The sequence below is a fragment of the Mycobacterium sp. genome, assembly GCF_035603715.1.
Lineage (GTDB): Bacteria > Actinomycetota > Actinomycetes > Mycobacteriales > Mycobacteriaceae > Mycobacterium.
Window position 1 is genome coordinate 1 of the sequence record NZ_DATNJW010000519.1, and the last position, 24041, is coordinate 24041.

The window sequence follows — 24041 nt, forward strand, 5'->3', positions numbered from 1 at the left end:
CACGAAGCCGATCACGGACACTTCCGCTACCCGTCCGGGCCGCAGGAATCGCAGATAGCAGCCCATGAACAAGGCAATCGGGATCGTCATCGCGATGGAGAACACGCCCCAGGGACTTTGCGCCAATGCTCGCACCACCACCAGCGCGAGCACCGCGATGATGATCACCATGATGACGAAGGTCCCGACCAGGGCGGCAGCACCGCCGATGGCGCCGAGCTCGTCGCGGGCCATCTGACCCAGCGAGCGGCCACGGCGCCGGGTGGAGATCCACAGCACCAGGTAGTCCTGCACAGCGCCGGCGAACACCGCACCGACGATGATCCAGATGCTGCACGGCAGATAGCCCATCTGGGTGGCAAGCACCGGCCCGACGAGCGGTCCGGCCCCGGCGATCGCCGCGAAATGGTGACCGAACAGCACCCGCCGGTCGGTGGGCACATAGTCGGTGCCGTCGTCGAAAATCTCTGCGGGCGTGGCGTAATCGTCACGCGGACGCACGATCTTCGCCTCGATCAGCCGCGCATAGAACCGGTACCCGATGACGTAGGTACAGATCGCCGCGACGACGAACCACACCGCGTTGACCGTCTCGCCGCGAACGAACGCGATGACCGCCCAGGCCGCCGCGCCGATTACGGCGATCACGCCGAAGAAGATTTTGTGCTTGGTGCCGATGGGGGAGCGGTCGATGATGGCGACCGGCGGCAGGTCGGCGTCGGTGTGGATGTAGCTCAGGTGTTGGGTATCGGGCGTCGGCTGCGGCGGTGCTGCCACGGCGCCTCCTGTCGTGTCACCACGCGAATTTGGGCCGCTGGCAGCTTAACCCCGGTACATGGCGCGCACAGTCTCGATGGTGTCGGCTTCCTCAGGTCGCTTGTCGTCGCGGTAGCGCAGCACCCGGGCGAATCGCAGCGCCAAGCCACCGGGGTAACGCGAAGAGCCCTGCACACCGTCGAACGCCACCTCGACCACCTGTTCCGGCCGCAGTTGCACGACGTAGCCCTCGGTGCCGCCCACGGCCAGTTCGTGAAACCGCACGGTCTGCCACTCCAGCATCGCGTCGGTCATACCCTTGAACGTCTTGCCCAACATCACGTAGCCGCCACGGGCCGGGTCGAGGGCGCCCAGATGAATATTCGACAGCTTTCCTTTCCGCCGGCCCGACCCCCACTCGACGGCCAGCACCACAAGATCCAGCGTGTGAACCGGCTTCACCTTGAGCCAACCGGCCCCACGGCGGCCCGCCTCATACGGTGCGGTCAGCGACTTGGCCATCACGCCCTCGTGCCCAGCGGCAAGGGTCCTATCCAGGAACTCGCCGGCGGCCCCCGGATCCGAGGTGATCAGCCGATCGACCCGGTTCTGTACCGGCACGATGTCGTCGAGCGCCGCGGTGCGCTCGCTGGTAGGCGCGTCGAGCAGGTCGACGCCGTCGCGGTGCAGGATGTCGAAGAAAAAGACCGAGAGCGACTGGGCGGTGCGGGCCGCCGCGACGTCGACCGACCGGCCGAAGCGCGACGCGGTGACCTGGAAGGGCTGTGGCCTGCCGTCCGGCCGCAGCGCGATCGCCTCGCCGTCGGCGATCAGCTCGCGAACCGGCAGCGCCAGGGTCGCCTCGACCACCTCGGGCAGTCGCGCGGTGACGTCGTCGAGGCTTCGGGTGTAGACGGTGACCTGATCGCCCGCCCGGTGTATCTGTACTCGGGCGCCGTCCAGCTTCGCCTCGAAAACCCCTGTGCCGCCGAGCTTTTCCAGGGCTTCTCCGACGCCCGTAGCGGTCTGTGCCAGCATCGGGCCAACTGGCCGGCCCACCTGCAGGGTGAACTGATCCAACGCCGCCGCACCGCCGGTCAGGCCCGCCGCCGCGACTGCCGGCAGTGCCCCGCCGAGCATCGCCGCGCGCCGGACGGTGGCGGCGGGAATCTGCGTCGCCGCCGCGACCGCGTCGGCCATCACACCGGCCAGCGCGCCCTGGCGGAGTTCTCCGGTCAGCAGGTGCCGCAGAAATGTCTGCTCGACTTCGGTCGCGGACGCGAACAGTCCGACGACGAGATCGGCGCGCCGGGCCTGCGAGCCCTTGCCCGACACCGCGCCGATCGTCGACAGCGTGGTGTCGACGCCGAGGACGGTCAGGCTGGGCTGCGCCGCGGCGGGCGGCAGCGACCGCAATGACGCCCAGCCCACGCCGATTTGGCGCTGCGGCAGGTCGCCGGACAGCCATGCCACGACGATCGCGACCAGCGCGGGATCGGACTTGGCCTGGCTCAGCAACTCGGCGATCCGCGCGATCTTGGCCCGTCGCGAAGCCGAGCCACCCACGTCAACCGAGGTCGTCGCCACGTCGATCAGCAGCACAACCCACCTTTACACGCCTGACCGACAACGTCACGCGCCGCCGCGATAACGTGCAGCTAACGCGCGGGCACTGCCCGAACAAACAAGGAGGTTTGGATGGAGATCAACGGCAAGAAGGTCATCGTGATCGGCGGCGCTTCGGGCATGGGCCGCGCCAGCGCCGAGTTGCTGCACGCCCGCGGCGCCAGCGTCGCGATCTTTGACCGCGAAGGGTCAGACGGCAAGGAGGTCGCGGCCGGTGTGGGTGGCGAGTTCTACCCGGTCGACGTCACCGACTACGCCGCCACCGAGGAGACGTTGAACGCCGCCGCCGAGAAGCTCGGAGGCCTGCACGTCACGGTGACCACGGCCGGTGGTGGCATCGGCAAGAGGACCATATCGAAGACTGGTCCGCATGATCTCGAGTCCTTTCAGCAGACTATCGATCTCAACCTGATTGCCACGTTCAACATCAGCCGGTTGGCGGCGCATCTTATGAGCCAGAACGAGCCGGAAGACGAGGAGCGTGGCGTCATCATCAACACCGCCTCGATCGCGGCGTTCGAGGGCCAGATCGGCCAGGTCGCCTACACCGCGGCCAAGGCCGGCATCGCAGGCATGTGCCTGACCATGGCGCGCGACCTCGGGTCGCTGGGCATCCGCGTGCTGGCGATCGCGCCGAGCCTGTTCGCGACCGGATTGACCAAGGGCATCCCGGACGAGTTCGCGACCGCGCTGACCAAGGACGCGGCGTTCCCGAAGCGACTGGGCCGTCCGGAGGAGTACGCCAAGCTGGTCGCGGCCATCGTGGACAACCCGATGCTGAACGGGCAGTGCCTGCGTCTGGACGCCGGCCAGCGGTTCGCGCCCAAGTGACGATCTAGCCGTCGTCATCCCCGGCCGACCGACCAGCCGGTTGGGAGGCTGTCGGATTTAAGTACACTCTTTCCCACCGGCCACTGGCGCCCAAGAGGAAGGCCCTGCAATGGGTATCGCACTGACCGACGACCATCGTGAACTCGCCGAGGTAACCCGCGGTTTTCTCAACTCGCAGAAGGCCCGCGCGTCCGCCCGGTCGCTGCTGGATGCGCCCGAGGAGGGCTTGCCGCCGTTCTGGCAAGGCCTCGTCGAACTCGGCTGGCTGGGACTGCACATCGACGAGGAACACGGCGGTTCGGGATACGGCCTGCCCGAACTCGTGGTCGTCATCGACGAACTCGGTCGTGCGGTGGCGCCCGGACCTTTTGTGCCGACGGTCATCGCGTCGGCGGTGATCGCCAAAGACGGCTCTGCCGAACAGAAGTCGCGGCTGCTGCCCGGGCTGATCGACGGAACCGCGACCGCCGGCATCGGTCTGGGCGGCAACGTCAGCCTGAGCGATGGCGTGGCCGACGGGGACGCCGGCATCGTGCTCGGCGCAGGTCTCGGCGACCTGCTACTGGTCGCGGCCGGTGACGACGTGCTGGTGGTGGAGCGCGACCGTTCCGGCGTCTCCATCGAGGTGCCGGAGAACCTGGATCCGACCCGGCGCTCCGGACGTGTCCGGTTGGAGAGGGTCAGCGTCAGCGACGCCGACATCCTGGCGGGAGCACACGACTCGGCACTGGCGCGGGCCCGGACGCTGCTGGCGGCCGAGGCCGTCGGCGGGTCCGCTGACTGTGTCGACGCCGCTGTCGACTACGCCAAGGTGCGCCAGCAGTTCGGCCGCACCATCGCCACGTTCCAGGCCATCAAGCACCACTGCGCGAACATGCTGGTCGCCACCGAGTCGGCGATCGCCGCGGTGTGGGACGCCTCCCGCGCGGCATCCGAAGACGAGGACCAGTTCCGGCTCGCGGCTGCTTCGGCTGCGGCACTGGCGTTTCCGGCCTACGCGCGCAACTCGGAACTGAACATTCAGGTGCACGGCGGGATCGGGTTCACCTGGGAGCACGATGCGCATCTGCACCTGCGCCGCGCGCTGGTCACCACGGCACTGTTCGGCGGCGACGCACCCGCCGAGGACGTGTTCGAGCGCACTGCCGCCGGGGTGACTCGGGAGAACAGCCTGGACCTGCCGCCCGAGGCGGAGGAGATGCGGGCCCGGATTCGTGCGGACGTCACCGAATTCGCCGGGTTGGACAAGCACGCGCAACGCGACAAGCTGATCGAGACCGGTTACGTGATGCCGCATTGGCCCAAGCCGTGGGGACTGGCCGCAGATGCGGTGGAGCAGTTGGTGATCGAGGAGGAGTTCCGCGCCGCGGGTATCAAACGCACGGACTACGGGATCACCTCCTGGGTGATCCTGACCCTCGTTCAACACGGAACACCTTGGCAGATTGAGCGATTCGTCGAAAAGGCATTGCGCAAAGACGAGATCTGGTGCCAGTTGTTCTCGGAGCCCGAGGCCGGTTCGGATGCGGCGTCGATCAGGACCAAGGCCACTCGGGTGGACGGTGGCTGGAAGATCAACGGGCAGAAGGTGTGGACCAGCGGGGCGCAGTACTGCGCGCGCGGTCTGGCCACCGTGCGCACCGACCCGGAGGCCCCCAAGCACGCCGGCATCACCACGGTGATCGTGGACATGAACGCTCCCGAGGTCGAGGTGCGACCGCTGCGTCAGATCACCGGCGGATCCGACTTCAACGAGGTGTTCTTCAACGACCTGTTCGTACCCGACGAAGACGTGGTCGGTGAACCAAACACGGGCTGGACGGTGGCGAGAGCGACGCTGGGCAACGAGCGGGTCAGCATCGGCGGCAGCGGCTCGTTTTACGCGGGTTTGGCCATGCAGCTGGTTCAACAGGTCAAGGATCATCCGGATCGGTTGGCGGGCGGGCAAAGTCGGGTGGGCTCGTACCTCGCTGAGGAGAATGCTCTGCGGCTGCTGAATCTGCGGCGCATCGTGCGCAGTGTGGAAGGAGCGGGCCCGGGGCCGGAGGGCAACGTCACCAAGCTGAAACTGGCCGACCACATGATCGAGGGTGGGGCGATCCTGGCGGCGCTGGTGGGCCCGGATGTCGCACTGCTCGACGGTGACGGCGCGCTGCCCGGCCGACTGGTGATGAGCGCGCGATCCATGGCCATCGCGGGCGGCACCTCTGAGGTGACTCGCAATCAGATTGCCGAGCGGATCCTGGGCATGCCGCGCGACCCGCTGATCAACTGACGCAGCGCTCAGGCCGGACGGGGGACCACAGCGGCCGGCGACTGGCCGAGCCAGGCCGGCACGGCCCGACGAGCGTCAGTGGCTCCGTGGATGGTGACGCTGCCGTTGAGCATCGCCCTCGACCATGACAGGTCGCCACGCCAGATCTGGGTCAGGGTGAGCAGGCTGGCCTCGACGGTGGCGGCCACCTCGTAGCCGGGGTCGAAATCGCAGACGTCGGGCACTCCTTCCGAGACCATCAGCCACCAGTGAGCGGCCTTGCGGTCCACCCCGGCCAACCGAAACGCCACCACGGTCCGCGCCCGTGGCCACGCATCAACGGAAATGGTGCGCCGGATGTCCCACATCAGCAGGTGCGGATCGAGGTCGCCATCGCCTAGTTCACCTATCCAGCGAATTCCCCACGCGCCGAGCGCCTCCACGACTCCCGTGAGTTCCTGACCGCACGGTGTCAGCGAATACGAGGTGCGACCGTCGACCTCGCTGCGTTCGACAACACCCGCACGGGACAGCGACTTGAGTCGTTTGGACAGCAGCGCCGGTGACATCTTCGGCAGTCCGCGCCGTAGGTCGTTGAAATGCACACTGCCCTTGAGTAACTCACTCACCACAAGCAGCGTCCACCGCTCGTCGAGCAACTCCATCGCCTTGGCGATGGGACAGAACTGGCCGTAGGTCGACATATATCCAGTAGATCGCTTGGCAGCGGAATTGACTAGTACAGATTGTGAACCCCGCTGGATTCAGATCCGGCACTGGAAACGGTTCGACGGGGAGCCTGACGATGGAAGCATGACGACCAGAATCGACGCTGCCGATCACGGACTCGAAAGCAAGCACCGCGCACTATGGGCGATGGGCGATTACACCACCGTGGCAACCGAGGTGGTGTCACCGCTGGGTCCGGTACTGGTGCAGGCGAGCGGGATCGGCGCGGGCGACCGGGTGCTCGACGTCGCCGCCGGGGCGGGCAACGCGGCGATCCCCGCCGCGCTCACCGGTGCGAGAGTGGTCGCCAGCGATCTGGTCCCGGAACTGATCGAGCGCGGAGCTTCGCTCGCCCGGGCCCGGGGCGTCGACCTGCAGTGGTGTGAGGCCAATGCCGAAGCGCTGCCGTTCGGCGGCGATGAGTTCGACGCGGTGCTGTCCTGCGTCGGGGTGATGTTCGTCCCGCACCATCAGTGCGCGGCCGACGAGTTGGTCCGGGTCTGCCGGCCCGGCGGGACGATCGGGCTGATCAACTGGACGCCGGAAGGCTTTATCGGGCAGATGTTCGCGACGATGAAGCCTTACGTGGCGGCGCCGCCGGCCGGTGTGCAGCCGCCGCCCAAGTGGGGCAGCGAAGACTATGTCCGCGGTCTGCTGGGAGACGGCATCACCGACTTCACTGCGCGACACCGCACGCTGAGGGTGGACCGGTTTGCCGACGGCGCAGCGTTCCGCGACTTTTTCAAAACCTATTACGGGCCGACGATTTCGGCGTACCGGGGCATCGCAGGCGAGCCGGACCGGGTCGCAGCGCTGGACGCCGAGCTGGCTGAACTGGGTGACCGATGTCTGGCCGGTTCGTCGACGATGGAGTGGGAATACCTACTGGTCACTGCGCGCAAGCGCTGATCAAGGTGGGATCAAGCCGGTGCGAAGCGTGCTGCGCCGCCCGGGCCGGGCTCCGGTAGCGCCTCGACGCGCATCCCGCACGTCACTGAATCAGGTTCGCAGTCAACGATATTGGCTGCCACCCGAAGGCCGCTCTGCTCGGCGAGCTCGACCAGGGCGATGACGTACGGCGTCGGGATCTCCGGGTTGAACGCGTGATAGTTGACCGTGTAGGTGAACACCGTGCCCTGGCCCGACACCGGTCGCGCGACCAGCGGGCCGCCGCAGTCGCGGCATTGACCGGCCGCGGGATGGACCCACCGCGCGCAGTTCTCGCAGTGCTCGATCAGCAGCTGAGACGTCGCCTCGGTTGACACGGGCAATACAGTACACTCAATTGCCTTGGGTTGGTGGGCAGCGGGTTGGTCTAACGGACGGCGCAGATGAGCTACTTCGAAAAAGACGCGATCATTTCCGGCATCGGTATTTCCCGAATCGGCCGTCGCACCGGCATTCCCGGGCTGGACCTCACCATGGAATCGGTCCGGGCGGCCATCGACGACGCCGGCTTGGCCCCCAGTGATATCGACGGAATCGCCACTCTGGGTGACACTCCCGCTGTAGAGGTCAACGCCGCGCTGCAGATCGACGCCGCCGACTGCGGGACCGGGTTCAGCACCGGCGGTCTGCTGAACCCGGTGATCTCGGCGTGCCGCGCGGTCTCCGAGGGCCATGCGCGGCACGTGATCATCTACCGGACGATCCAAATGCTGGGCGGCACAGTCCCGGTGAAACAGGACGAGAACGCGCCGGCTCCGCCGCTGGCGAGAATGTTCGACACGCCGGAAGGCGAGACGCCACCCGTCGTCGGCCCGATGGACGATGTCAACGATCTGGTTGCCGCGCAAGCGTATTCCGCCGCGAACTGGCTGGCGCTGACGTGTCGCCGGCACATGGAGCTATACGGAACCACCAAAGAGCAGCTGGGCTGGCTGGCGGTGAACAGCCGGCGTAACGCAGCGCTGAACCCCCGCGCGGTGTACCGGGACCCGATGACCATGGCGGACTATCTGGCCGCGCGACCGGTATCCCTGCCGTTGGGGTTGCTGGACTGCGACGTGCCGATCGACGGATCGATTGCGGTGGTGGTGTCGGCAGCCGGCTATGCCAGCGACTGCCCGCATCGAGCGGTGAAGGTGGAGGCGGTCGGGGGCAGCAATGGCGCGGGCGGCTGGTTTCACCGCGCCGACTATCCGAAGATGGCCTCGGCGGACGCGGCGGCTCAGATGTGGTCACGGACCGATCTGACGCCCGCCGACCTGAACCTTGCAGAGCTGTACGACGGGTTCACGTTCCTCACCTTCGCCTGGCTGGAAGCTCTGGGCATCTGCGGTGACGGCGAGGCCGGCCCGTTCGTCGAGGGAGCCGAGCGGATCGCCCTGAACGGGTCGCTGCCGTTGAACACCTACGGCGGCCAGCTCTCGGCAGGCCGCATGCATGGCTATTGGCTGCTGCACGAGGCCTGCTTGCAGTTGCGGGGCGAGGCGGGTGAGCGTCAGGTGTCCAGCCGGCCCGAGGTCGCGGTGGCTGCGGTGGGCGGCGGCCCGATCGCCGGATGCATGTTGTTGACATGCTGAGTTACTTTGTGCGGACGTGCAATTGAGCCCTGAAGCTCTTCTGCAAGCCGGAGCCGGTACCGCTCCTGGGCGCCGGCCCGATAAGCGAGCTTCGCAGATTGCGCGTCGTATCGAGGCCGACGTCATCCGGCGTGGCTGGCCGGTCGGGCAGTCGCTGGGTTCTGAGCAGGCGCTGCAACAGCGTTACCGGGTGAGCCGGTCGGTGCTGCGGGAAGCGGTCCGACTCGTCGAGCATCATCAGGTCGCGCGTATGCGTCGCGGTCCCAACGGCGGGCTGCTGGTATGCGAGCCCGATGGGGCCCCGGCCACCCACGCCATCATCATCTACCTGGAATACCTGGGCACCACGATCGGCGACCTGCTGGATGCGCGGTTGCTGTTGGAGCCGTTGGCGGCATCGCATGCGGCACAGCAGATCGACGAAGCGGGCATCGAGCGACTCCGTGCCGTGTTACGCGTCGAGAAAGATCGCAACCCCGTATCGGCGAGTGACGAGTTCCACGCCGCGTTGGCCGAGCAGTCGAAAAACCCTGTCCTGCAATTATTTATCGATATCCTGATGCGCTTGACCGTTCGGTATGCCGAAGATTCGCGACTTGACTCCGCCAGCGACGCACTCGAGGCGATCGAGCATAGGCAGCGCGAACACGCGGCCATCATCGCCGCGGTCACGGCCGGCGACACCGCGCGTGCCATGACTCTGAGCGAACGCCATGCGGAGTCGGTGACCAGATGGCTGCAGGACCATCACCTCCCCGGTAGTGCACGGCGCCGATCCAGCCGCGAAGCGCCACAGGGCAAGCTCGCCGAAGTGTTGGCCGCCGCGATCCGCGACGACATCGCCAGCAGCGGCTGGCAGGTGGGCGAGGTCTTCGGATCCGAGGTCGCGCTGCTGGAACGCTATCGGGTGAGCCGGTCAGTACTGCGAGAAGCCGTGCGGCTGTTGGAATACCACGCGGTCGCCACTACGCGGCGCGGGCCCGGCGGCGGGCTGGTGGTGGCAGAACCCCAGGCGCAGGCCAGCATTGACACCATCGCGCTGTACCTCCAGTACCGCCAGCCTCGTCGTGAAAACCTGACGTTGATTCGCGACGCCATCGAGATCGACAACGTTGCCAAAGTCGTCCGACGGCGCGACGCACCCGAGGTGCGCGATTTCCTCGACAGGCACCGGTTGCTGATCGAAGAAGCCGGTGACGATCCCCGCAAGGCAGGCGTCGAGGAGTTCCTCTTCCACACCGGGCTGGCGACGTTGGCCGGCAACGCCGTGCTCGAGCTGTTCCTACGGATCCTGGTCGAGCTCTTTCGCCGGCACTGGGCAAGCACCGAGCAGCCGATCCCGAGCCACGGCGATCTGGTCGACGTGCGACACGCTCACCTGCGGATCATCGAGGCGATCGCGCAGGGCGACGACAGCTTGGCCCGTCATCGCACCCGGCGCCACCTGGACGCCGCCGCGTCCTGGTGGTTGTAGACCGGAGCTACCGCCCGAGCCGTCGCCGCCAGTCTCTGGCCGAGGTCATCCGAATCAGGGCTCCCACGAGCTTGCCCTTCTTACGGTTGTACGGATACCAGAGTGGTTCCTTCTTCATTACAATTCGTTCGGCCACAATGCTTTTGGTCTTGCAGTACTTGCGGATCCCGGCTGCCCCGCCGGACCGAGAGCCGATCCCTGAGTCGTTCCAGCCCTCCACCGGCACCGGCAACTGTAAGGCATTCGCGATGACATTGTTGATGTTCACCGTTCCAGTGTTCATCTTGCGCGCCAACGCGATCCCCTTGTTTTTGTCTCGCGTCCACACGCTGCCGGACAACCCCAATTCGGAGTCATTCGCCTTCTCGATCGCCTCGGCGGCATCGCGAACTTTCATGATCGGCAACGTCGGCCCGAAGGTCTCCTCCCGCATGCACTTCATGTCGTGATCGACATCGACCAGGACGGTTGGCTCATAGAACAGTCCCGCGGGATCGCCCGACTTGCCGCCGACCAGCACCTTCGCACCCTTACGTATGGCATCGTCGACGTGGCCGGACACGATGGCGAGCTGCTGGGCGGTTGTCATCGATCCGACGTCGCAGGAAAAGTCGTGTTCAGCGTCCATCCCTTGGCGCAGTTGCGACGTTTTGGCCACCACCTTGCTGACGAACTCCTCGTACACCGGCTCCTCGACGTAGCACCGCTCTACCGATATGCAGATTTGGCCGGTGTAGGCGAATGCGCCCCATACCGCGCCGTCGGCGGCCCGGTCGAGGTCGGCGTCGGCACACACGATCATCGCGTCTTTGCCGCCGAGTTCGAGACTGCACGGGATCAGTCGCTGCGCGGCCGCGACGGCGATGCGGCGCCCGGTATTGACCGAACCGGTGAACATCACGTAGTCCACCACGTCGACCAATGCTGCGCCGGTTTCGCCGAACCCGTGCACCGCGTCGAGCACGTCCGGTGCACCGATCTGCTTCCACCCGTCGACCGCCATCTGCCACACGAGTGGGGTGACCTCAGAGGGCTTGGACAGCACGGCGCAACCGGCCATCAACGCCGGGGGAATGTCGAACATTGGCATCGAGAGCGGGGTGTTCCACGGTGTGATCACGCCAACGAGCGAATAGGGCTCGTAGGCAATGGTCAGCTTCTTCGCCGCGTTGACAGCCCCGTAAGGGCGAACGGTCTCGTCGGCGAGGAATTCGGCGGCGTTGTCGATCCAGTAATTGATGAACTGCACGGAGGCGATTTCTACGTTGGCATCGCCCCAGGACTTGCCGGTCTCGAGCTGTAGCACCGTCAACAGCTCATCGGTGTGGTCAAGCATCCAGTCGCGCCATTTGCCGAGCCACCGCGCGCGGCCGTCGACGCCCATTTGTTGCCATGCCGGCTGGGCCGTCCGGAGCCGGGCTGCCACTGCTTCGACTTCAACCGATGTCGCCACCGGGACGCTGCCGACGACTTGGCCGGTGGCCGGACATGTGACCACCACTTCATGGGGGATATCGGTTTTAGCGGGACTCGTGGGATTCGCGGTATCTGTACTCATGGCGATCACCTCTGCCGAATGAGAGTGCGCATGGCCGTTTGCCAGCTGGCACGAACGCTACGTATGTTCCGGCAAGTTGGACGATTTTTGGCAAACCTGGGTTGCCGGGTGGTCCGAAATGAAGTTGCGCCGTCGGCTCATCAGCGTCTACCCTCGGCGATCGTGCATCACCTTCTCGTAGTAGCCAGCACCCGCAGCGGGGTCTGATCCAGACCGACCCCCCGCTGTGGGTCGAAAGCTACTACCCGTCGGTCGCTCCTTCAGACCAGAGAAGACCGGCACATGACAATCACCTTCGCTCCATCCGAATCGTCCACCCTGCGCTTTGACGGCATTGCGTTACCGCGGGGACTTCGTGAGGACGCCGACACCATGTCGTGGAGCACCTTCACCGCCACCTATGCGCCGAGCGCCGGGCCGTTACGGCTAGGGCACTGGCATTGCACTGATCGGCCGTCCAGCCGACTGGGAACGAGAACCTTCCAGGCCACACTGGCGCTCGGCGATCGCATCGAAACCGCCACCGCGACCGCGACCGGCCCGGTCGCGGCCCTGACCGCGATGCTCTACCAGCACGGCGTCTCACTCGAGATGCTGCGGTTCCATCAGCTCCAGTCAGATGACTCGACCGCGACCTTCATCCAGGGCACCGACGGCTGCCGGGCCGAGTGGGCGATGGGTTACTCGGAGGATCCGACAGAGTCGGCGCTGTCAGCGGTCATCGCCTGCGCGAACAGGCTGTACGCGGAGAACCGCTAAAGCGGCCGCAACACGATCGGCATGCCGTCCATCGGGATCGGCATGCCGCCGTGGTCCCATTTCGCCTGGTAGCCCGCGTGGGGTAACTCAAGCCGGTAGCGTCGCAGCAACCGGTGCAGGATCGTCTTGATCTCCAGCTGGCCGAACGTCATCCCGATGCACTTGTGCGCGCCGCCGCCGAACGGCGTGAACGCGTAGCGGTGCCGCTTGTGTTCGCTACGCGGCTCGGCAAACCGCTCGGGGTCGAATTTCAGCGGATCCGTCCAGATCTCGGGTAGGCGATGGTTCATCCCCGGGTACGCGATGACGTTCGTGCCCGCAGGCAGGTAGTAGCCCAGCAACTCGGTGTCGCGCACGGTCCGGCGCATCCCCCACTGCACCGGCGTCACCAGCCGAATCGCCTCGTTCATCACCAAATCGAGCGTTTCCAGCTTCTCCAGTGACTCGATGTCCAGCGGACCGTCACCGAGACGATCGGATTCGTCGCGGCAGCGTTCCTGCCAGTCGGGGTTGGCGGCCAGGTGGTAGGCCATCGTCGTCGAGGTCGATGTCGAGGTGTCATGCGCGGCCATCATCAGGAAGATCATGTGGTTGACGATGTCCTCGTCGGAGAAGCTGTTGCCGTCTTCGTCCTCGGTATGGCACAGGACAGTGAGTAGGTCGCTGCCCTCTTTGCCCCGGCGCTCCTTGACGCGTTCACGGAAGTAGTTCTCCAGCAGCTCGCGCGCCTGCAGGCCGCGCCACCAGGTAAACGGCGGCACGCTGGTGCGGATGACCGCGTTGCCCGCGCGGGTGGTGATGGTGAAGGCCCTGTTCACCTTGGTCACCAGCTGATGGTCGGTGCCTGGTTCGTGACCCATGAACACCATCGACGCGATGTCGAGGGTGAGCTCCTTCATTGCCGGGTAAAGCAAAAAACGTGGATCGTTGGCTACCCAGTCATTGGCCACCACCTGCGAGACGACCTGGTCCATCTGCTCGACATAGCCGACCAGCCGGGAGCGGACGAACGCTTCCTGCATGATCCGCCGATGGAACATGTGCTCCTCGAAGTCGAGCAGCATCAGGCCTCGGTTGAAGAATGGGCCGATCACCGGCACCCAGCCCTGCTGGGAGTAGTCCTTGTTGCGGTTGGAGTAGATGACCTGGGCCGCGTCGGGACCCAGCGCCGCGACGCCTGGTAGGACCGGTGAATCACCGAATATGACCGGACCCTTGGTTTCGTACAGGAATTGCAGGTAGTCCGGTCCGCCCCGCATCATCTCGACGAGATGGCCGACGACCGGCAGACCGCGGTCGCCCATGACGGGCTTGAGTCCGCTGCCCGGCGGCGGATCCGCGAGCTTCCGCGGGGCCCATTTGGTGTTCAGCAGCCGCTGCTCGACGGCACCCATGCCGGGAAAGTTGTTGATTGACGGGGTCAGCCGGCGCTTCGCCTGATCGAGCAGGTAATTCGGGGTGCTGATGGTCGCCATTGACACTCCTTCTGTGGGCGCGCAGACGGTGGATCGACTGTGTGGCAGACGTCACCAACTGACATCCTCAGACGAAACTTGACGGCTGTCAAGTTTCGCTTTGCGCGTCGCGTTTCCTTTTGTGGGTGGCGTAGTGCAAGGTCGAAGGGTGCGCATCGAGCAGGGGGCCGACCGATTGGCTGAGCAGCCACCGGTCGTGCCGGTTCCGCGGCGGCGGGGTGATCGCCAGCGACAGGCCATCGTGCAAGCGGTGCGCCAGTTGCTGGAGGAGAAGCCGTTCGCGCAGTTGTCGGTGAGCACGATCAGCGATCGTGCAGGCGTGGCCCGATCCGGGTTCTACTTCTACTTCGACTCCAAGTACGCCGTGCTGGCCCAGATCCTCGCCGACGCGACACATGAACTCGAGGAGCTGACCGAGTATTTCGCGCCGCGCGGGGTTGACGAATCGCCGGCGGCGTTCGCCAAGCGGATGGTCGGAAGTGCCGCGGCGGTCTATGCCCACAACGACCCGGTGATGTCGGCGTGCAACGCCGCGCGCAACACCGACGCCGAAATCAAGGACCTGCTCGACCAACAGGTCGAAGGCGTGGTGCAGCAGATCATGGGCATCGTCAAAGACGAGCTGCGAGCCGGTACCGCCCACCCCATCAGCGACGACATACCGACGCTGGTCCGCACGCTGTCGGTCACCACCGCGCAAATGCTGTCCGGCGACACGGCTTTCCTGGGCGACGACGGAGACGTGCAGCGCGGCGTGCGGGTGCTCGAGGCACTGTGGCTCAACGCGCTGTGGGGTGGTTCGCCGCAGAGCTAGCGTTACCGTCGGTATCGTCAGTGCCCATGGCGAAGACGAGGTTCGCGGGGAAACGGTGCTTGATCACCGGGGCGGCCAGCGGCATCGGCCGGGCGACCGCCTTGCGGCTCGCGGGCCAAGGCGCCGAGCTGTACCTGACCGACCGCAACGCCGATGGCCTGGCCGAGACCGTGAACGAGGTTCTCGCGCTGGGCGCAAAGGTGCCCGAGTACCGGGCCTTGGACATCGCGAATTACGACGAGGTCGCGTCGTTCGCCGAAGCGATCCACGCCAATCACCCGAGCATGGACGTCGTGATGAACATCGCCGGAGTGTCGGCGTGGGGGACTGTCGACCGGCTGACGCATGAGCAGTGGACCAGGATGATCTCGATCAACTTGATGGGGCCGATCCACGTCATCGAAAACTTCGTGCCGCCGATGGTGGCGGCGCGCAATGGCGGACACCTGGTCAACGTGTCCTCGGCGGCGGGTCTGATCGGGTTGCCGTGGCATGCTGCTTACAGCGCAAGCAAATTCGGACTACGCGGCCTCTCCGAAGTGCTGCGGTTCGACCTGGCCCGCTATCGGATCGGGGTGTCCGTTGTGGTGCCGGGTGCGGTGCGGACGCCGCTGGTCAACACCGTCGAGATCGCCGGCGTCGACCGCGATGACCCGCAGGTGAGCCGCTGGGTCGACCGGTTCAGCGGTCACGCGGTATCGCCGGAAAAAGCCGCCGACAAGATTCTGTCCGGCGTCGCGCGAAACCGGTTCCTGATCTACACCTCGGTGGACATCCGCGCGTTGTACGCGTTCAAACGTGTTGCGTGGTGGCCCTATAGCGTCGCGATGCGGCGAGTCAACGTGATTTTCTCGCACGCGCTCAAGCCTGCTCCGGTAGTACCCCGGGTGAGTTAGACCGGCATCCGCAGTTCCAGCCGAACCCCGAGCAACCGCACCGGGCGGTCCAGCTCGAACAGGTCCAGAACCCGCAGCGCGGCCGCGATGATCACGTCGGCGTCGGTTGTGGCCTCGTCGAGTTTGCGAATCTTCGTGCGGGTGTAGAACGTGGCGGTGCGCACGGTCACCGCCACCCGGGTGACGATGCGCCCCGCCGCCACCACTTCATCCAATGCGCGCTTTGCCAATTCGATTACCGCCGAATCCATTTCGGCCCGGTCGGTGAGGTCATGCGGGAAGGTGACGACGTGGCTGCGCGAGCGTGGCACCCACGGCTCGGAGCTGACCGTGTCGTCGCCGCCGCCGTTGGCCAGCAGCAACAACCACAGCCCGGTTCGGGGGCCGAACGTCGACGTCAGCAGCTCGGCGTCGGCGTGCGCCAATTGCCACACCGTTCCGATATCAAGCGCGGCAAGCTTTTTCGCTGTCTTCGGCCCGACACCCCACAGCGCGTCGACGGGTCGTTCGCCCATCACGTCCATCCAGTTCGATTCGGTGAGGGTGTACACGCCGGCCGGTTTCGCGAATCCGGTGGCGACCTTGGCGCGCTGTTTGTTGTCGCTGATACCCACCGAGCACGACAAGCCGGTCGCCGAGGATATGACGGTGCGGACCTGCTCCGCGAGCTCGCCGGGGTCGTCGAGGTCGGCGCCGAGATATGCCTCGTCCCAGCCCCAGACCTCCAGCGGATGGCCCAGGTCGCGCAGCAGTGCCATCACCTGCTCAGAGGCTGCGTCATACGCCGCGGGGTCCGACGGCAGGAAGGTCGCCTCCGGGCAGCGCCGGGCCGCGGCGCGCAACGGCATCCCCGCGTGGATGCCGAATTCGCGGGCTTCGTACGACGCGCAGGTGACGACCTTGCGGGCTTCGGTGGGGTCGCCGTTGCCTCCGACAATGACTGGCAGCCCGACCAATTCGGGATGACGCCCCAGTTCGACCGACGCCAGAAACTGGTCGAGGTCGACATGCAGGATCCAGCGCGGCTTCATCTACCGCAGAGTTTGCGCGCCAGGCTTTCCCACGCGTCGCCCAGCGCCCGCAGCGACTGGTCGCGTTCGGTCAGCTGGTGTTCGACGTACTCCGCCTCCAACAACGCCAGTAGGGCATCGGTTTGGCTATCGAGGTCGCCGGTGGTGCGGGCCGAGGTCAGCAGCATCCGAACATGCGTGCGCAGCACCATCGCCGCCGCGCCGTAGCGTGACTGCGGATCGCTATTGGCGGCCGCCAACAATTCGTGGTGGGTGTGCGCAAAACGCAGCCGCGCGCGCCCGAAGGCCACCAGTCGATCCAGCGGCGGCGCATCAGGACCCAGCGGTGGAGGACCGAACATGAACGCTTGCTGGTTGATCTGCTCGTCCTCGTCGAGCAGCACCATCATCAAGCCGGCGCGGCTGCCGAATCGCCGGAAAATGGTGCCTTTGCCGACGCCGGCAGCCGCGGCGATGTCGTCCATGGTGACCGCGTCGGCGCCGCGGTCGGCGATCAGCCGCCGCGCCGCATCCAGCAACAGTGCGCGATTGCGTGCGGCGTCGCCGCGCTCGTGCGGCACGGAAACAGGCAGGTCGCGGACCGGGTCGGCGGCGCTCACAAAATAACTGTAGCGTCATCGGAACAAAGCGGACCACGGTCCGGTTAGACCATGCAAAGATGTACACCAATTACCGAAGGGAACTCAGATCATGTCGGACATCAATGTGCTGACGCTGGTAGGAAGCTTGCGCGCGGCATCGATCAACCGTCAGATCGCCGAACTGGCCGCCGAAGCGGCCCCGGACGGCGTTGCCGTCACGATCTTTGAAGGTCTCGGTGATCTGCCGTTCTACAACGAGGACATCGACAACGACGCCGACGTTCCGGCCGCAGTGACCGCGCTGCGCGCTGTCGCGGCTGACGCCGACGCGACTCTGGTGGTGACCCCGGAATATAACGGCAGCATCCCGGCGGTGATCAAGAACGCGATCGACTGGCTTTCCCGGCCCTTCGGCGACAGCGCCCTCAAGGGCAAGCCGCTGGCCGTGATCGGCGGATCTTACGGCCAATACGGCGGCGTTTGGGCGCACGACGAGACCCGGAAGTCCTTCGGGATTGCCGGCCCGCGCGTCGTGGAGTCGATCAAGCTGTCGGTTCCGTTCGGGACGCTGAACGGCCAGCACCCGCGCGAGCATGCCGAAGTGGCCGCCAACGTGCGCGATGCGGTCGGCAAACTGGCCGCCGAAGTCAGCTAGTTTCTCCGACGCGCCCCAGCGGTTGTATGCCGCTGGGGCGCTTTGCTGGGCGCATCCAGTCGGCGTGTCTTGTCGGTGCCGGGTGGTAAACCTGTCCATACACCAAGGCGAGACCACTTTGTGATCTGCGACACGCCGAAGGGGCTTCGACGGCATGGCTTACGACCAGGGAATTTCATGAATGTTTTTCCGAACATCTTGTATCCCTACCTACGGGCACCCTCTAGGTGTAGTGTTTCGGAGACCGACAGACCCCAGGTCTACCTGTTCGGTCGGGACGCACCAGCCGGCATCGAAGGCCAGTTGAAGCGGACCGGCGAGACGGGAATTCTGAGGCGCGGCGGCTCGCTGAACATCAATACATATGCAGTACCCGAGTAGTTGCCAGTCTTGTCTTGTTTCCACTATCGACAGAGGGGTCGTACCGCGATGAGCGTCACCGTTTACACCAAGCCCGCCTGCGTGCAGTGCAACGCCACCTACAAGGCGCTGGACAAGCAAGGCATCGCCTACGAGAAGGTCGACATCAGCCTGGACTCCGAGGCACGTGACTACGTGATGGCACTGGGTTACCTGCAGGCGCCGGTCGTCGTGGCCGGAAACGAGCACTGGTCGGGCTTCCGGCCGGACCGGATCAAAGGGCTCGCCGGAGCCGTGCTGAGCGCGTAACCGGCAGACGGCGCAGTAAGAACTAGGGAGGGGATTGCCGTGCCGTCCTCCAGCCTGGTGTATTTCTCCAGCGTTTCGGAGAACACACACCGCTTCGTGCAGAAGCTGGGTATCCCGGCGACGCGGATACCGCTGCACGGCCGGATCGAGGTGGATCAGCCGTATGTGCTGGTATTGCCGACCTACGGTGGTGGCAAGGCGACCCCGGATATCAATGACGGTGGCTATGTCCCCAAGCAAGTCATCGCTTTTCTGAACAATGAAAACAATCGATCGTTGATCCGCGGCGTCATCGCCGCGGGCAACAACAACTTCGGTGCAGAGTTCGCCTACGCGGGTGATGTGGTGTCCCGCAAGTGTGGCGTGCCCTACCTCTATCGCTTTGAACTGATGGGAACCCCGGACGACGTGGATGCCGTACGCGCCGGTCTCGCTGACTTTTGGAAGGAACAGACGTGCCAACAACCGTCGCTACAGAGCCTGTAACCGCCAGCGCGCATGGGTTGCCCGATGAAACGGACTATCACGCGCTGAACGCGATGCTGAATCTGTACGACGCCGATGGCAAGATTCAGTTCGACAAGGACCGCGAAGCCGCGCACCAGTACTTCCTGCAGCACGTCAACCAGAACACGGTCTTCTTCCACAATCAGGACGAGAAGCTCGACTACCTGATCAAGGAGAACTACTACGAGCGTGAGGTCCTCGACGAGTACTCGCGCAACTTCGTCAAGACGCTGCTGGATCGCGCCTACGCCAAGAAGTTCCGGTTTCCGACCTTCCTCGGCGCGTTCAAGTACTACACCTCCTACACGCTGAAAACCTTTGACGGCAAGCGGTATCTGGAGCGCTTCGAAGACCGGGTCGTGATGGTCGCGCTGACCTTGGCGGCCGGCGACACCGGGCTGGCCGAGAAGCTCGTCGACGAGATCATCGACGGCCGATTCCAGCCGGCTACGCCGACCTTCCTCAACTCGGGCAAGAAGCAGCGTGGTGAGCCGGTGAGCTGCTTCCTTCTGCGCATCGAAGACAACATGGAGTCGATCGGCCGCTCGATCAACTCCGCGCTTCAGCTGTCCAAGCGGGGCGGGGGAGTCGCGTTGCTGCTGAGCAACATTCGCGAGCACGGCGCCCCTATCAAGAACATCGAAAACCAGTCGTCGGGCGTGATCCCGATCATGAAGCTGCTCGAGGACTCGTTCTCCTACGCCAACCAGTTGGGTGCGCGCCAAGGTGCCGGCGCGGTGTACCTGCAAGCCCACCACCCTGACATCTACCGCTTCCTGGACACCAAGCGGGAGAACGCCGACGAGAAAATCCGGATCAAGACGCTGAGTTTGGGCGTGGTGATCCCGGACATCACCTTCGAGTTGGCCAAGAACAACGAGGACATGTACCTGTTCTCGCCCTACGACGTCGAACGCGTCTACGGCGTGCCCTTCGCTGACATCTCGGTCACCGAGAAGTACTACGAGATGGTCGACGACGCGCGGATCCGCAAGACCAAGATCAAGGCGCGCGAGTTCTTCCAGACGCTGGCCGAGTTGCAGTTCGAGTCGGGCTACCCGTACATCATGTTCGAGGACACGGTGAACCGGGCCAACCCGATCGAGGGCAAGATCACCCACTCCAACCTGTGCTCGGAGATCCTGCAGGTCTCCACGCCGTCGATATTCAACGACGACCTGTCGTATGCCAAAGTGGGCAAGGATATTTCGTGCAACCTCGGTTCGCTGAACATCGCCAAGACGATGGACTCGCCGGACTTCGCCCAGAGCATCGAAGTTGCGATCCGCGCGCTGACCGCAGTGAGCGACCAGACCCACATCTGGTCGGTGCCCTCGATCGAGCAGGGCAACAACGACTCGCACGCGATCGGGCTCGGACAGATGAACCTGCACGGCTACTTGGCCCGCGAACGCGTCTACTACGGGTCCGAAGAGGGCGTCGACTTCACCAACATCTATTTCTACACGGTGCTCTACCACGCGCTGCGGGCCTCGAATCGCATTGCGATCGAACGCGGTTCGCACTTCAAGGGCTTCGAGAACTCGAAGTATGCCTCCGGTGAGTTCTTCGACAAATACACCGAGCAGGTCTGGGAACCCAAGACCGACAAGGTGCGTCAGCTTTTCGCCGACGCGAAGATCCGCATTCCGGACCAGGACGACTGGAAGCGGCTGAAAGAGTCCGTCCAGACCCACGGCATCTACAACCAGAACCTGCAGGCGGTGCCGCCGACCGGATCGATCTCCTACATCAACCACTCGACGTCGTCGATCCACCCGGTCGCGTCCAAGATCGAGATTCGCAAGGAAGGCAAGATCGGCCGGGCCTACTACCCGGCGCCGTATCTGACCAACGACAACCTGGAGTACTACCAGGACGCCTACGAAATCGGCTACGAGAAGATCATCGACACCTACGCGGCGGCCACCCAGCACGTGGACCAAGGGCTTTCGCTGACGCTGTTCTTCAAGGACACCGCGACCACCCGTGACGTGAACAAGGCGCAGATCTACGCCTGGCGTAAAGGCATCAAGACGCTGTACTACATCCGGCTGCGGCAGATGGCGCTGGAAGGCACCGAGGTCGAGGGCTGCGTCTCCTGCATGCTGTGACGTCGCGCAGGGAGCGCCGCACCCTCTTAGCGGGATAACGCGGCCTCAACGATATTCACCCTGTCCAAATAACGCGGGCGTGCAGTACAGTTTCGCAACCCGCGCTGGTTTCGTCGTCGGATCCGTAGCGACGTGGGTATCCAGCTGACCGCGTTCTCCGGCCATCGGCCGCGCTATGTGGGTAGACCGGCGGTGCTGATATCCCTAGCTTTGCAAGCGACAAGTGGCCAGAAAGAAGGCGACTTGTCCGAGCGCCACCGCCGATCGCCCCGAGTCCGAAGGACCCATTTTCGTGAGTATGACTGCGTCCGAACCGATTATCGACGAACAGTTCCGAACTGTCAGTAGTGTTGCACCGGTCACAGATGCGGTAACCAGCCTCGGCGATATCGACGATGCGACACTCGATTATTCAAAGGGCGTGCTACGGACCGGCTTCCAGCAGTCGGCGAGCTTTCTGCGCATTCTCAGCGGGCTGCGCACCTAACCTCGTGGCTTAGAAAGCTCAGTCAGCCCTCCGGCGCTGTCGCCGGCGTGAGCTAAGCAGGGCAATGCATGTCGACCGATGCCTCGGCCAAATCCATGCGCCGCCCGACCGTAACAGTCTCCTACGCCGTTCAGCTGTCACGTAGCACGAAGGATCGAACTCATGGTTGTCTCCACAAGCCGACGATTGATCAGCAGGCTTTGGCTGCCCACAATCGCGGTCGTCGTGGTCGCTGTGGCGGGATTCATCATCAACGCCGCTCACGGCATCTTCGGCTCCGACGATAGAACTCGGGGCGCTGGCAACAGTTTCGCGATAGCCCAGTTCAATCCCAAGCACATCAAATACGAAATCTTCGGCGATTTGAGCGGTTGGGGGAGGGTCAGCTATTGGGACGTCAATTCCAAGCCGATAGCGGTCGACCTGACGATGTTGCCCTGGACGCATACGGAATCTACTGTCTTGACGACGGCTACCGCCGATATCACCGCGCAGGTGGCGGGACCAAATATCAGCTGCCGCATCACGATTGACGGGCAGGTGCGGTCCGAGCACACGGCCACCGGTGAGCACGCGGGCGTCTGGTGCCAGGTGCTGTCCGCATGAACCGCCGCGGCAGCAACACCGATGTGCATAGACCATTCGTTGCGCGGACCATCCGCAAGCATTCGTTATTGGTGGTGCTTGCGTGGATCGCGTTGCTGGTTGCGGTCAACGTGATCGTTCCGCAACTCGAGCCGGTCACCGAAGCAAACCGGGGCCCGTTGGTCCCCGTCGACGCGCCGTCGTCGCAAGCACTCATTCATATCGGCGAAGTGTTCAAAGAATCCGATAGCAACAGCCTGGTGATGGTCGTTCTGGAGGGTTCGCACAAATTGGACGAAAACGACCACGCGTTCTACGACCAGATGGTCGCAAAACTCCAGCACGACAAGCACGTTCAATATGTCATGAACCTGTGGGGCCAAGGCACCACTGCTGCGGGGGTGCAGAGTAATGACGGGCTGGCGTCGTACACGCTGGTGCGGGTGGCCGGCGATCTGGGTTCGTCGCTGTCGGACGAGTCGATCAAGGTGGTGCGGGACTTGGTCTCGCAGATCAAAACCCCATCGGGGCTGAAGGTATACGTCTCGGGTGCGGCGCCGTTGTCGGCGGACATGCTCGAGGTCGGCAACAAGAGCCTGATCACAATCATGTTCGTGACGATCGTCCTCATCATCGCGATGCTGCTGGCCGTCTATCGCTCCATCTCGACTGCGCTTCTCATCCTGTTGATGGTGATGATGGAACTGATCTGCGGGCGTGGGTTCGTCTCCTTCCTTGCCTTTCACAAGTTCATCCAGATCTCCGAATTCGCCTCGAATATTCTTGTGTCTCTGATCCTGGGTGCCGGTACCGATTACGCGATCTTTTTGATCGGCCGCTACCACGAAGCACGCCATGGCGGCGAAGATCGGGAAACCGCCTACTATTCCGCAGTCAACGGGGTCTCCCACGTCATTCTCGGCTCTGGTCTGGCGGTGGCCGGCGCCACGTTTTGCCTCACATTCACCCGGCTCAATTACTTCAACACCTGCGGCATCCCGTGCGCGGTGGCCATGCTCACCGCTGTGGCGGCCGCGCTGACTTTCGGCCCCGCGCTGCTGGCGCTGAGCAGCAGATTCGGCATATTCGATCCCAAACGCGCGGCCGGAGCGGGGATCTGGCGCAAGGTTGGTGTCCTGGTGGTGCGCTGGCCGGGACGGCTGCTGTTCGCCAGTGGCGTGCTGGTGCTGGTGGGGTCGATCACGCTTCCGACCTACCGTCCCAACTACGATGACCGGCTCTACGTCGCCGATGACGTCCCATCGAAACAGGGATACGCCGCGAGCGACAGGCACTTCCCGGTCAGCAAGCTCAACAGCGACATGCTCGCGGTCGAGTCCGATCACGACATGCGCAACAGCACCGACATGATTGCGCTGGACCGAGTGGCGCGCACCGTCTTTCACACCCCGGGGGTGGGCATGGTGCAAAGCACAACCAGGCCGTTGGGCGCGCCGCTGGAGCATTCGTCGTTCCCCTACACCCTCGGCACCATGGGCACCAAGATCAAAGAACTTCTTCCCTTCCTGACCGCCCTGAACAACCGGCTCACCGACATGGCCACCATCACCGACCGCATGACGGGCCTGCTCCGTCACCAACAAGAGCTGACCGCACAACAAGCCCAAGCAACCCACATCGGCGCCGACGCTGCCCACGGCCTCAAAGAGGTCACCGACGCGATGCGCGACAACCTCGCCGACTTCGACGACGTC

General features: G+C 64.5%; 23 protein-coding genes. 15 read left to right on the forward strand and 8 right to left on the reverse strand.

Annotation, left to right across the window (positions count from 1 at the left end; genetic code table 11):
• Both VN856_RS21415 and VN856_RS21420 read right to left on the reverse strand, forming a co-directional pair.
• Positions 1–777: carbon starvation CstA family protein (locus VN856_RS21415; protein ID WP_325692676.1), on the reverse strand; the 777-nt coding region annotated here is incomplete at its 3' end.
• A 45-nt stretch (positions 778–822) separates the two neighbouring features.
• The gene (locus tag VN856_RS21420) at positions 823–2358 is read right to left on the reverse strand and encodes an ATP-dependent DNA ligase (protein ID WP_325692678.1); all 1536 of its coding nucleotides are present in this window, start codon (positions 2356–2358) and stop codon (positions 823–825) included.
• Positions 2359–2454: 96 nt separating this feature from the next.
• Here VN856_RS21420 and VN856_RS21425 point away from each other — a divergent pair, with 96 nt between their 5' ends.
• Entirely contained in the window at positions 2455–3213 is a 759-nt protein-coding gene (locus VN856_RS21425; RefSeq protein ID WP_325692680.1) for an SDR family oxidoreductase, read from the forward strand.
• A gap of 109 nt (positions 3214–3322) precedes the next feature.
• Entirely contained in the window at positions 3323–5488 is a 2166-nt protein-coding gene (locus tag VN856_RS21430) for an acyl-CoA dehydrogenase (protein ID WP_325692681.1), read from the forward strand.
• 8 nt (positions 5489–5496) lie between these two features.
• Here VN856_RS21430 and VN856_RS21435 read toward each other — a convergent pair whose 3' ends face one another.
• On the reverse strand, positions 5497–6171 hold the full coding sequence (locus VN856_RS21435; RefSeq protein WP_325692683.1) for a helix-turn-helix domain-containing protein: 675 nt from the start codon (positions 6169–6171) through the stop codon (positions 5497–5499).
• 109 nt (positions 6172–6280) lie between these two features.
• On the opposite strand from VN856_RS21435, the gene VN856_RS21440 reads away from it, so the two are divergent.
• Positions 6281–7105, forward strand: coding sequence for a class I SAM-dependent methyltransferase (locus tag VN856_RS21440; RefSeq protein ID WP_325692685.1), 825 nt, complete (start codon positions 6281–6283; stop codon positions 7103–7105).
• 11 nt (positions 7106–7116) lie between these two features.
• On the opposite strand, the gene VN856_RS21445 is transcribed toward VN856_RS21440, so the two are convergent.
• On the reverse strand, positions 7117–7467 hold the full coding sequence (locus VN856_RS21445) for a Zn-ribbon domain-containing OB-fold protein (protein ID WP_414687017.1): 351 nt from the start codon (positions 7465–7467) through the stop codon (positions 7117–7119).
• A gap of 60 nt (positions 7468–7527) precedes the next feature.
• On the opposite strand from VN856_RS21445, the gene VN856_RS21450 reads away from it, so the two are divergent.
• Both VN856_RS21450 and VN856_RS21455 read left to right on the forward strand, forming a co-directional pair.
• On the forward strand, positions 7528–8721 hold the full coding sequence (locus VN856_RS21450; RefSeq protein ID WP_325692689.1) for a thiolase family protein: 1194 nt from the start codon (positions 7528–7530) through the stop codon (positions 8719–8721).
• Between the two features lie 40 nt (positions 8722–8761).
• Positions 8762–10195, forward strand: coding sequence for a FadR/GntR family transcriptional regulator (locus VN856_RS21455; protein ID WP_325692715.1), 1434 nt, complete (start codon positions 8762–8764; stop codon positions 10193–10195).
• A 7-nt stretch (positions 10196–10202) separates the two neighbouring features.
• Here VN856_RS21455 and VN856_RS21460 read toward each other — a convergent pair whose 3' ends face one another.
• Positions 10203–11753 carry an aldehyde dehydrogenase family protein gene (locus VN856_RS21460; protein WP_325692691.1) on the reverse strand — a complete coding sequence of 517 codons (1551 nt, stop codon included), beginning with the start codon at positions 11751–11753 and terminating at the stop codon, positions 10203–10205.
• 282 nt (positions 11754–12035) lie between these two features.
• Between VN856_RS21460 and VN856_RS21465 the strand changes: the two genes are divergently transcribed.
• Entirely contained in the window at positions 12036–12512 is a 477-nt protein-coding gene (locus tag VN856_RS21465) for a homocitrate synthase (RefSeq protein WP_325692693.1), read from the forward strand.
• Here the strand turns inward: VN856_RS21465 and VN856_RS21470 are convergent.
• Positions 12509–13987, reverse strand: a complete 1479-nt coding sequence (locus VN856_RS21470) for a cytochrome P450 (protein WP_325692695.1) — start codon at positions 13985–13987, stop codon at positions 12509–12511. The two genes, VN856_RS21465 and VN856_RS21470, sit on opposite strands and share 4 nt — an antisense overlap.
• A 154-nt stretch (positions 13988–14141) precedes the next feature.
• Here VN856_RS21470 and VN856_RS21475 point away from each other — a divergent pair, with 154 nt between their 5' ends.
• Entirely contained in the window at positions 14142–14801 is a 660-nt protein-coding gene (locus VN856_RS21475; protein WP_414687018.1) for a TetR/AcrR family transcriptional regulator, read from the forward strand.
• A 26-nt stretch (positions 14802–14827) separates the two neighbouring features.
• Positions 14828–15697 carry an SDR family oxidoreductase gene (locus VN856_RS21480; RefSeq protein WP_325692697.1) on the forward strand — a complete coding sequence of 290 codons (870 nt, stop codon included), beginning with the start codon at positions 14828–14830 and terminating at the stop codon, positions 15695–15697.
• On the opposite strand, the gene VN856_RS21485 is transcribed toward VN856_RS21480, so the two are convergent.
• The gene (locus tag VN856_RS21485) at positions 15694–16728 is read right to left on the reverse strand and encodes a DNA polymerase IV (RefSeq protein WP_325692699.1); all 1035 of its coding nucleotides are present in this window, start codon (positions 16726–16728) and stop codon (positions 15694–15696) included. The two genes, VN856_RS21480 and VN856_RS21485, sit on opposite strands and share 4 nt — an antisense overlap.
• The gene (locus VN856_RS21490) at positions 16725–17327 is read right to left on the reverse strand and encodes a helix-turn-helix domain-containing protein (RefSeq protein WP_325692701.1); all 603 of its coding nucleotides are present in this window, start codon (positions 17325–17327) and stop codon (positions 16725–16727) included. Before VN856_RS21490 ends, VN856_RS21485 begins: the two co-directional genes overlap by 4 nt.
• A gap of 91 nt (positions 17328–17418) precedes the next feature.
• Here VN856_RS21490 and VN856_RS21495 point away from each other — a divergent pair, with 91 nt between their 5' ends.
• The 7 genes from VN856_RS21495 to VN856_RS21525 all read left to right on the forward strand — a co-directional run.
• On the forward strand, positions 17419–17964 hold the full coding sequence (locus VN856_RS21495) for an NAD(P)H-dependent oxidoreductase (protein WP_325692703.1): 546 nt from the start codon (positions 17419–17421) through the stop codon (positions 17962–17964).
• Between the two features lie 429 nt (positions 17965–18393).
• A complete protein-coding gene (locus VN856_RS21500; protein WP_325692705.1) occupies positions 18394–18633 on the forward strand; it encodes a redoxin NrdH in 240 nt (79 codons plus the stop codon).
• Positions 18634–18666: 33 nt separating this feature from the next.
• Complete coding sequence (nrdI, locus tag VN856_RS21505) at positions 18667–19119, forward strand: class Ib ribonucleoside-diphosphate reductase assembly flavoprotein NrdI (protein ID WP_414687019.1); 453 nt, start codon at positions 18667–18669, stop codon at positions 19117–19119.
• A gap of 17 nt (positions 19120–19136) precedes the next feature.
• Positions 19137–21254 carry a class 1b ribonucleoside-diphosphate reductase subunit alpha gene (gene nrdE / locus VN856_RS21510; RefSeq protein ID WP_325692719.1) on the forward strand — a complete coding sequence of 706 codons (2118 nt, stop codon included), beginning with the start codon at positions 19137–19139 and terminating at the stop codon, positions 21252–21254.
• A 298-nt stretch (positions 21255–21552) separates the two neighbouring features.
• A complete protein-coding gene (locus VN856_RS21515) occupies positions 21553–21741 on the forward strand; it encodes a hypothetical protein (RefSeq protein ID WP_325692709.1) in 189 nt (62 codons plus the stop codon).
• Between the two features lie 162 nt (positions 21742–21903).
• On the forward strand, positions 21904–22347 hold the full coding sequence (locus VN856_RS21520) for an MmpS family transport accessory protein (RefSeq protein WP_325692711.1): 444 nt from the start codon (positions 21904–21906) through the stop codon (positions 22345–22347).
• On the forward strand, positions 22344–24041 hold a 1698-nt coding region (locus VN856_RS21525), incomplete at its 3' end, for an MMPL family transporter (protein WP_325692713.1). The genes VN856_RS21520 and VN856_RS21525, both read left to right, overlap by 4 nt.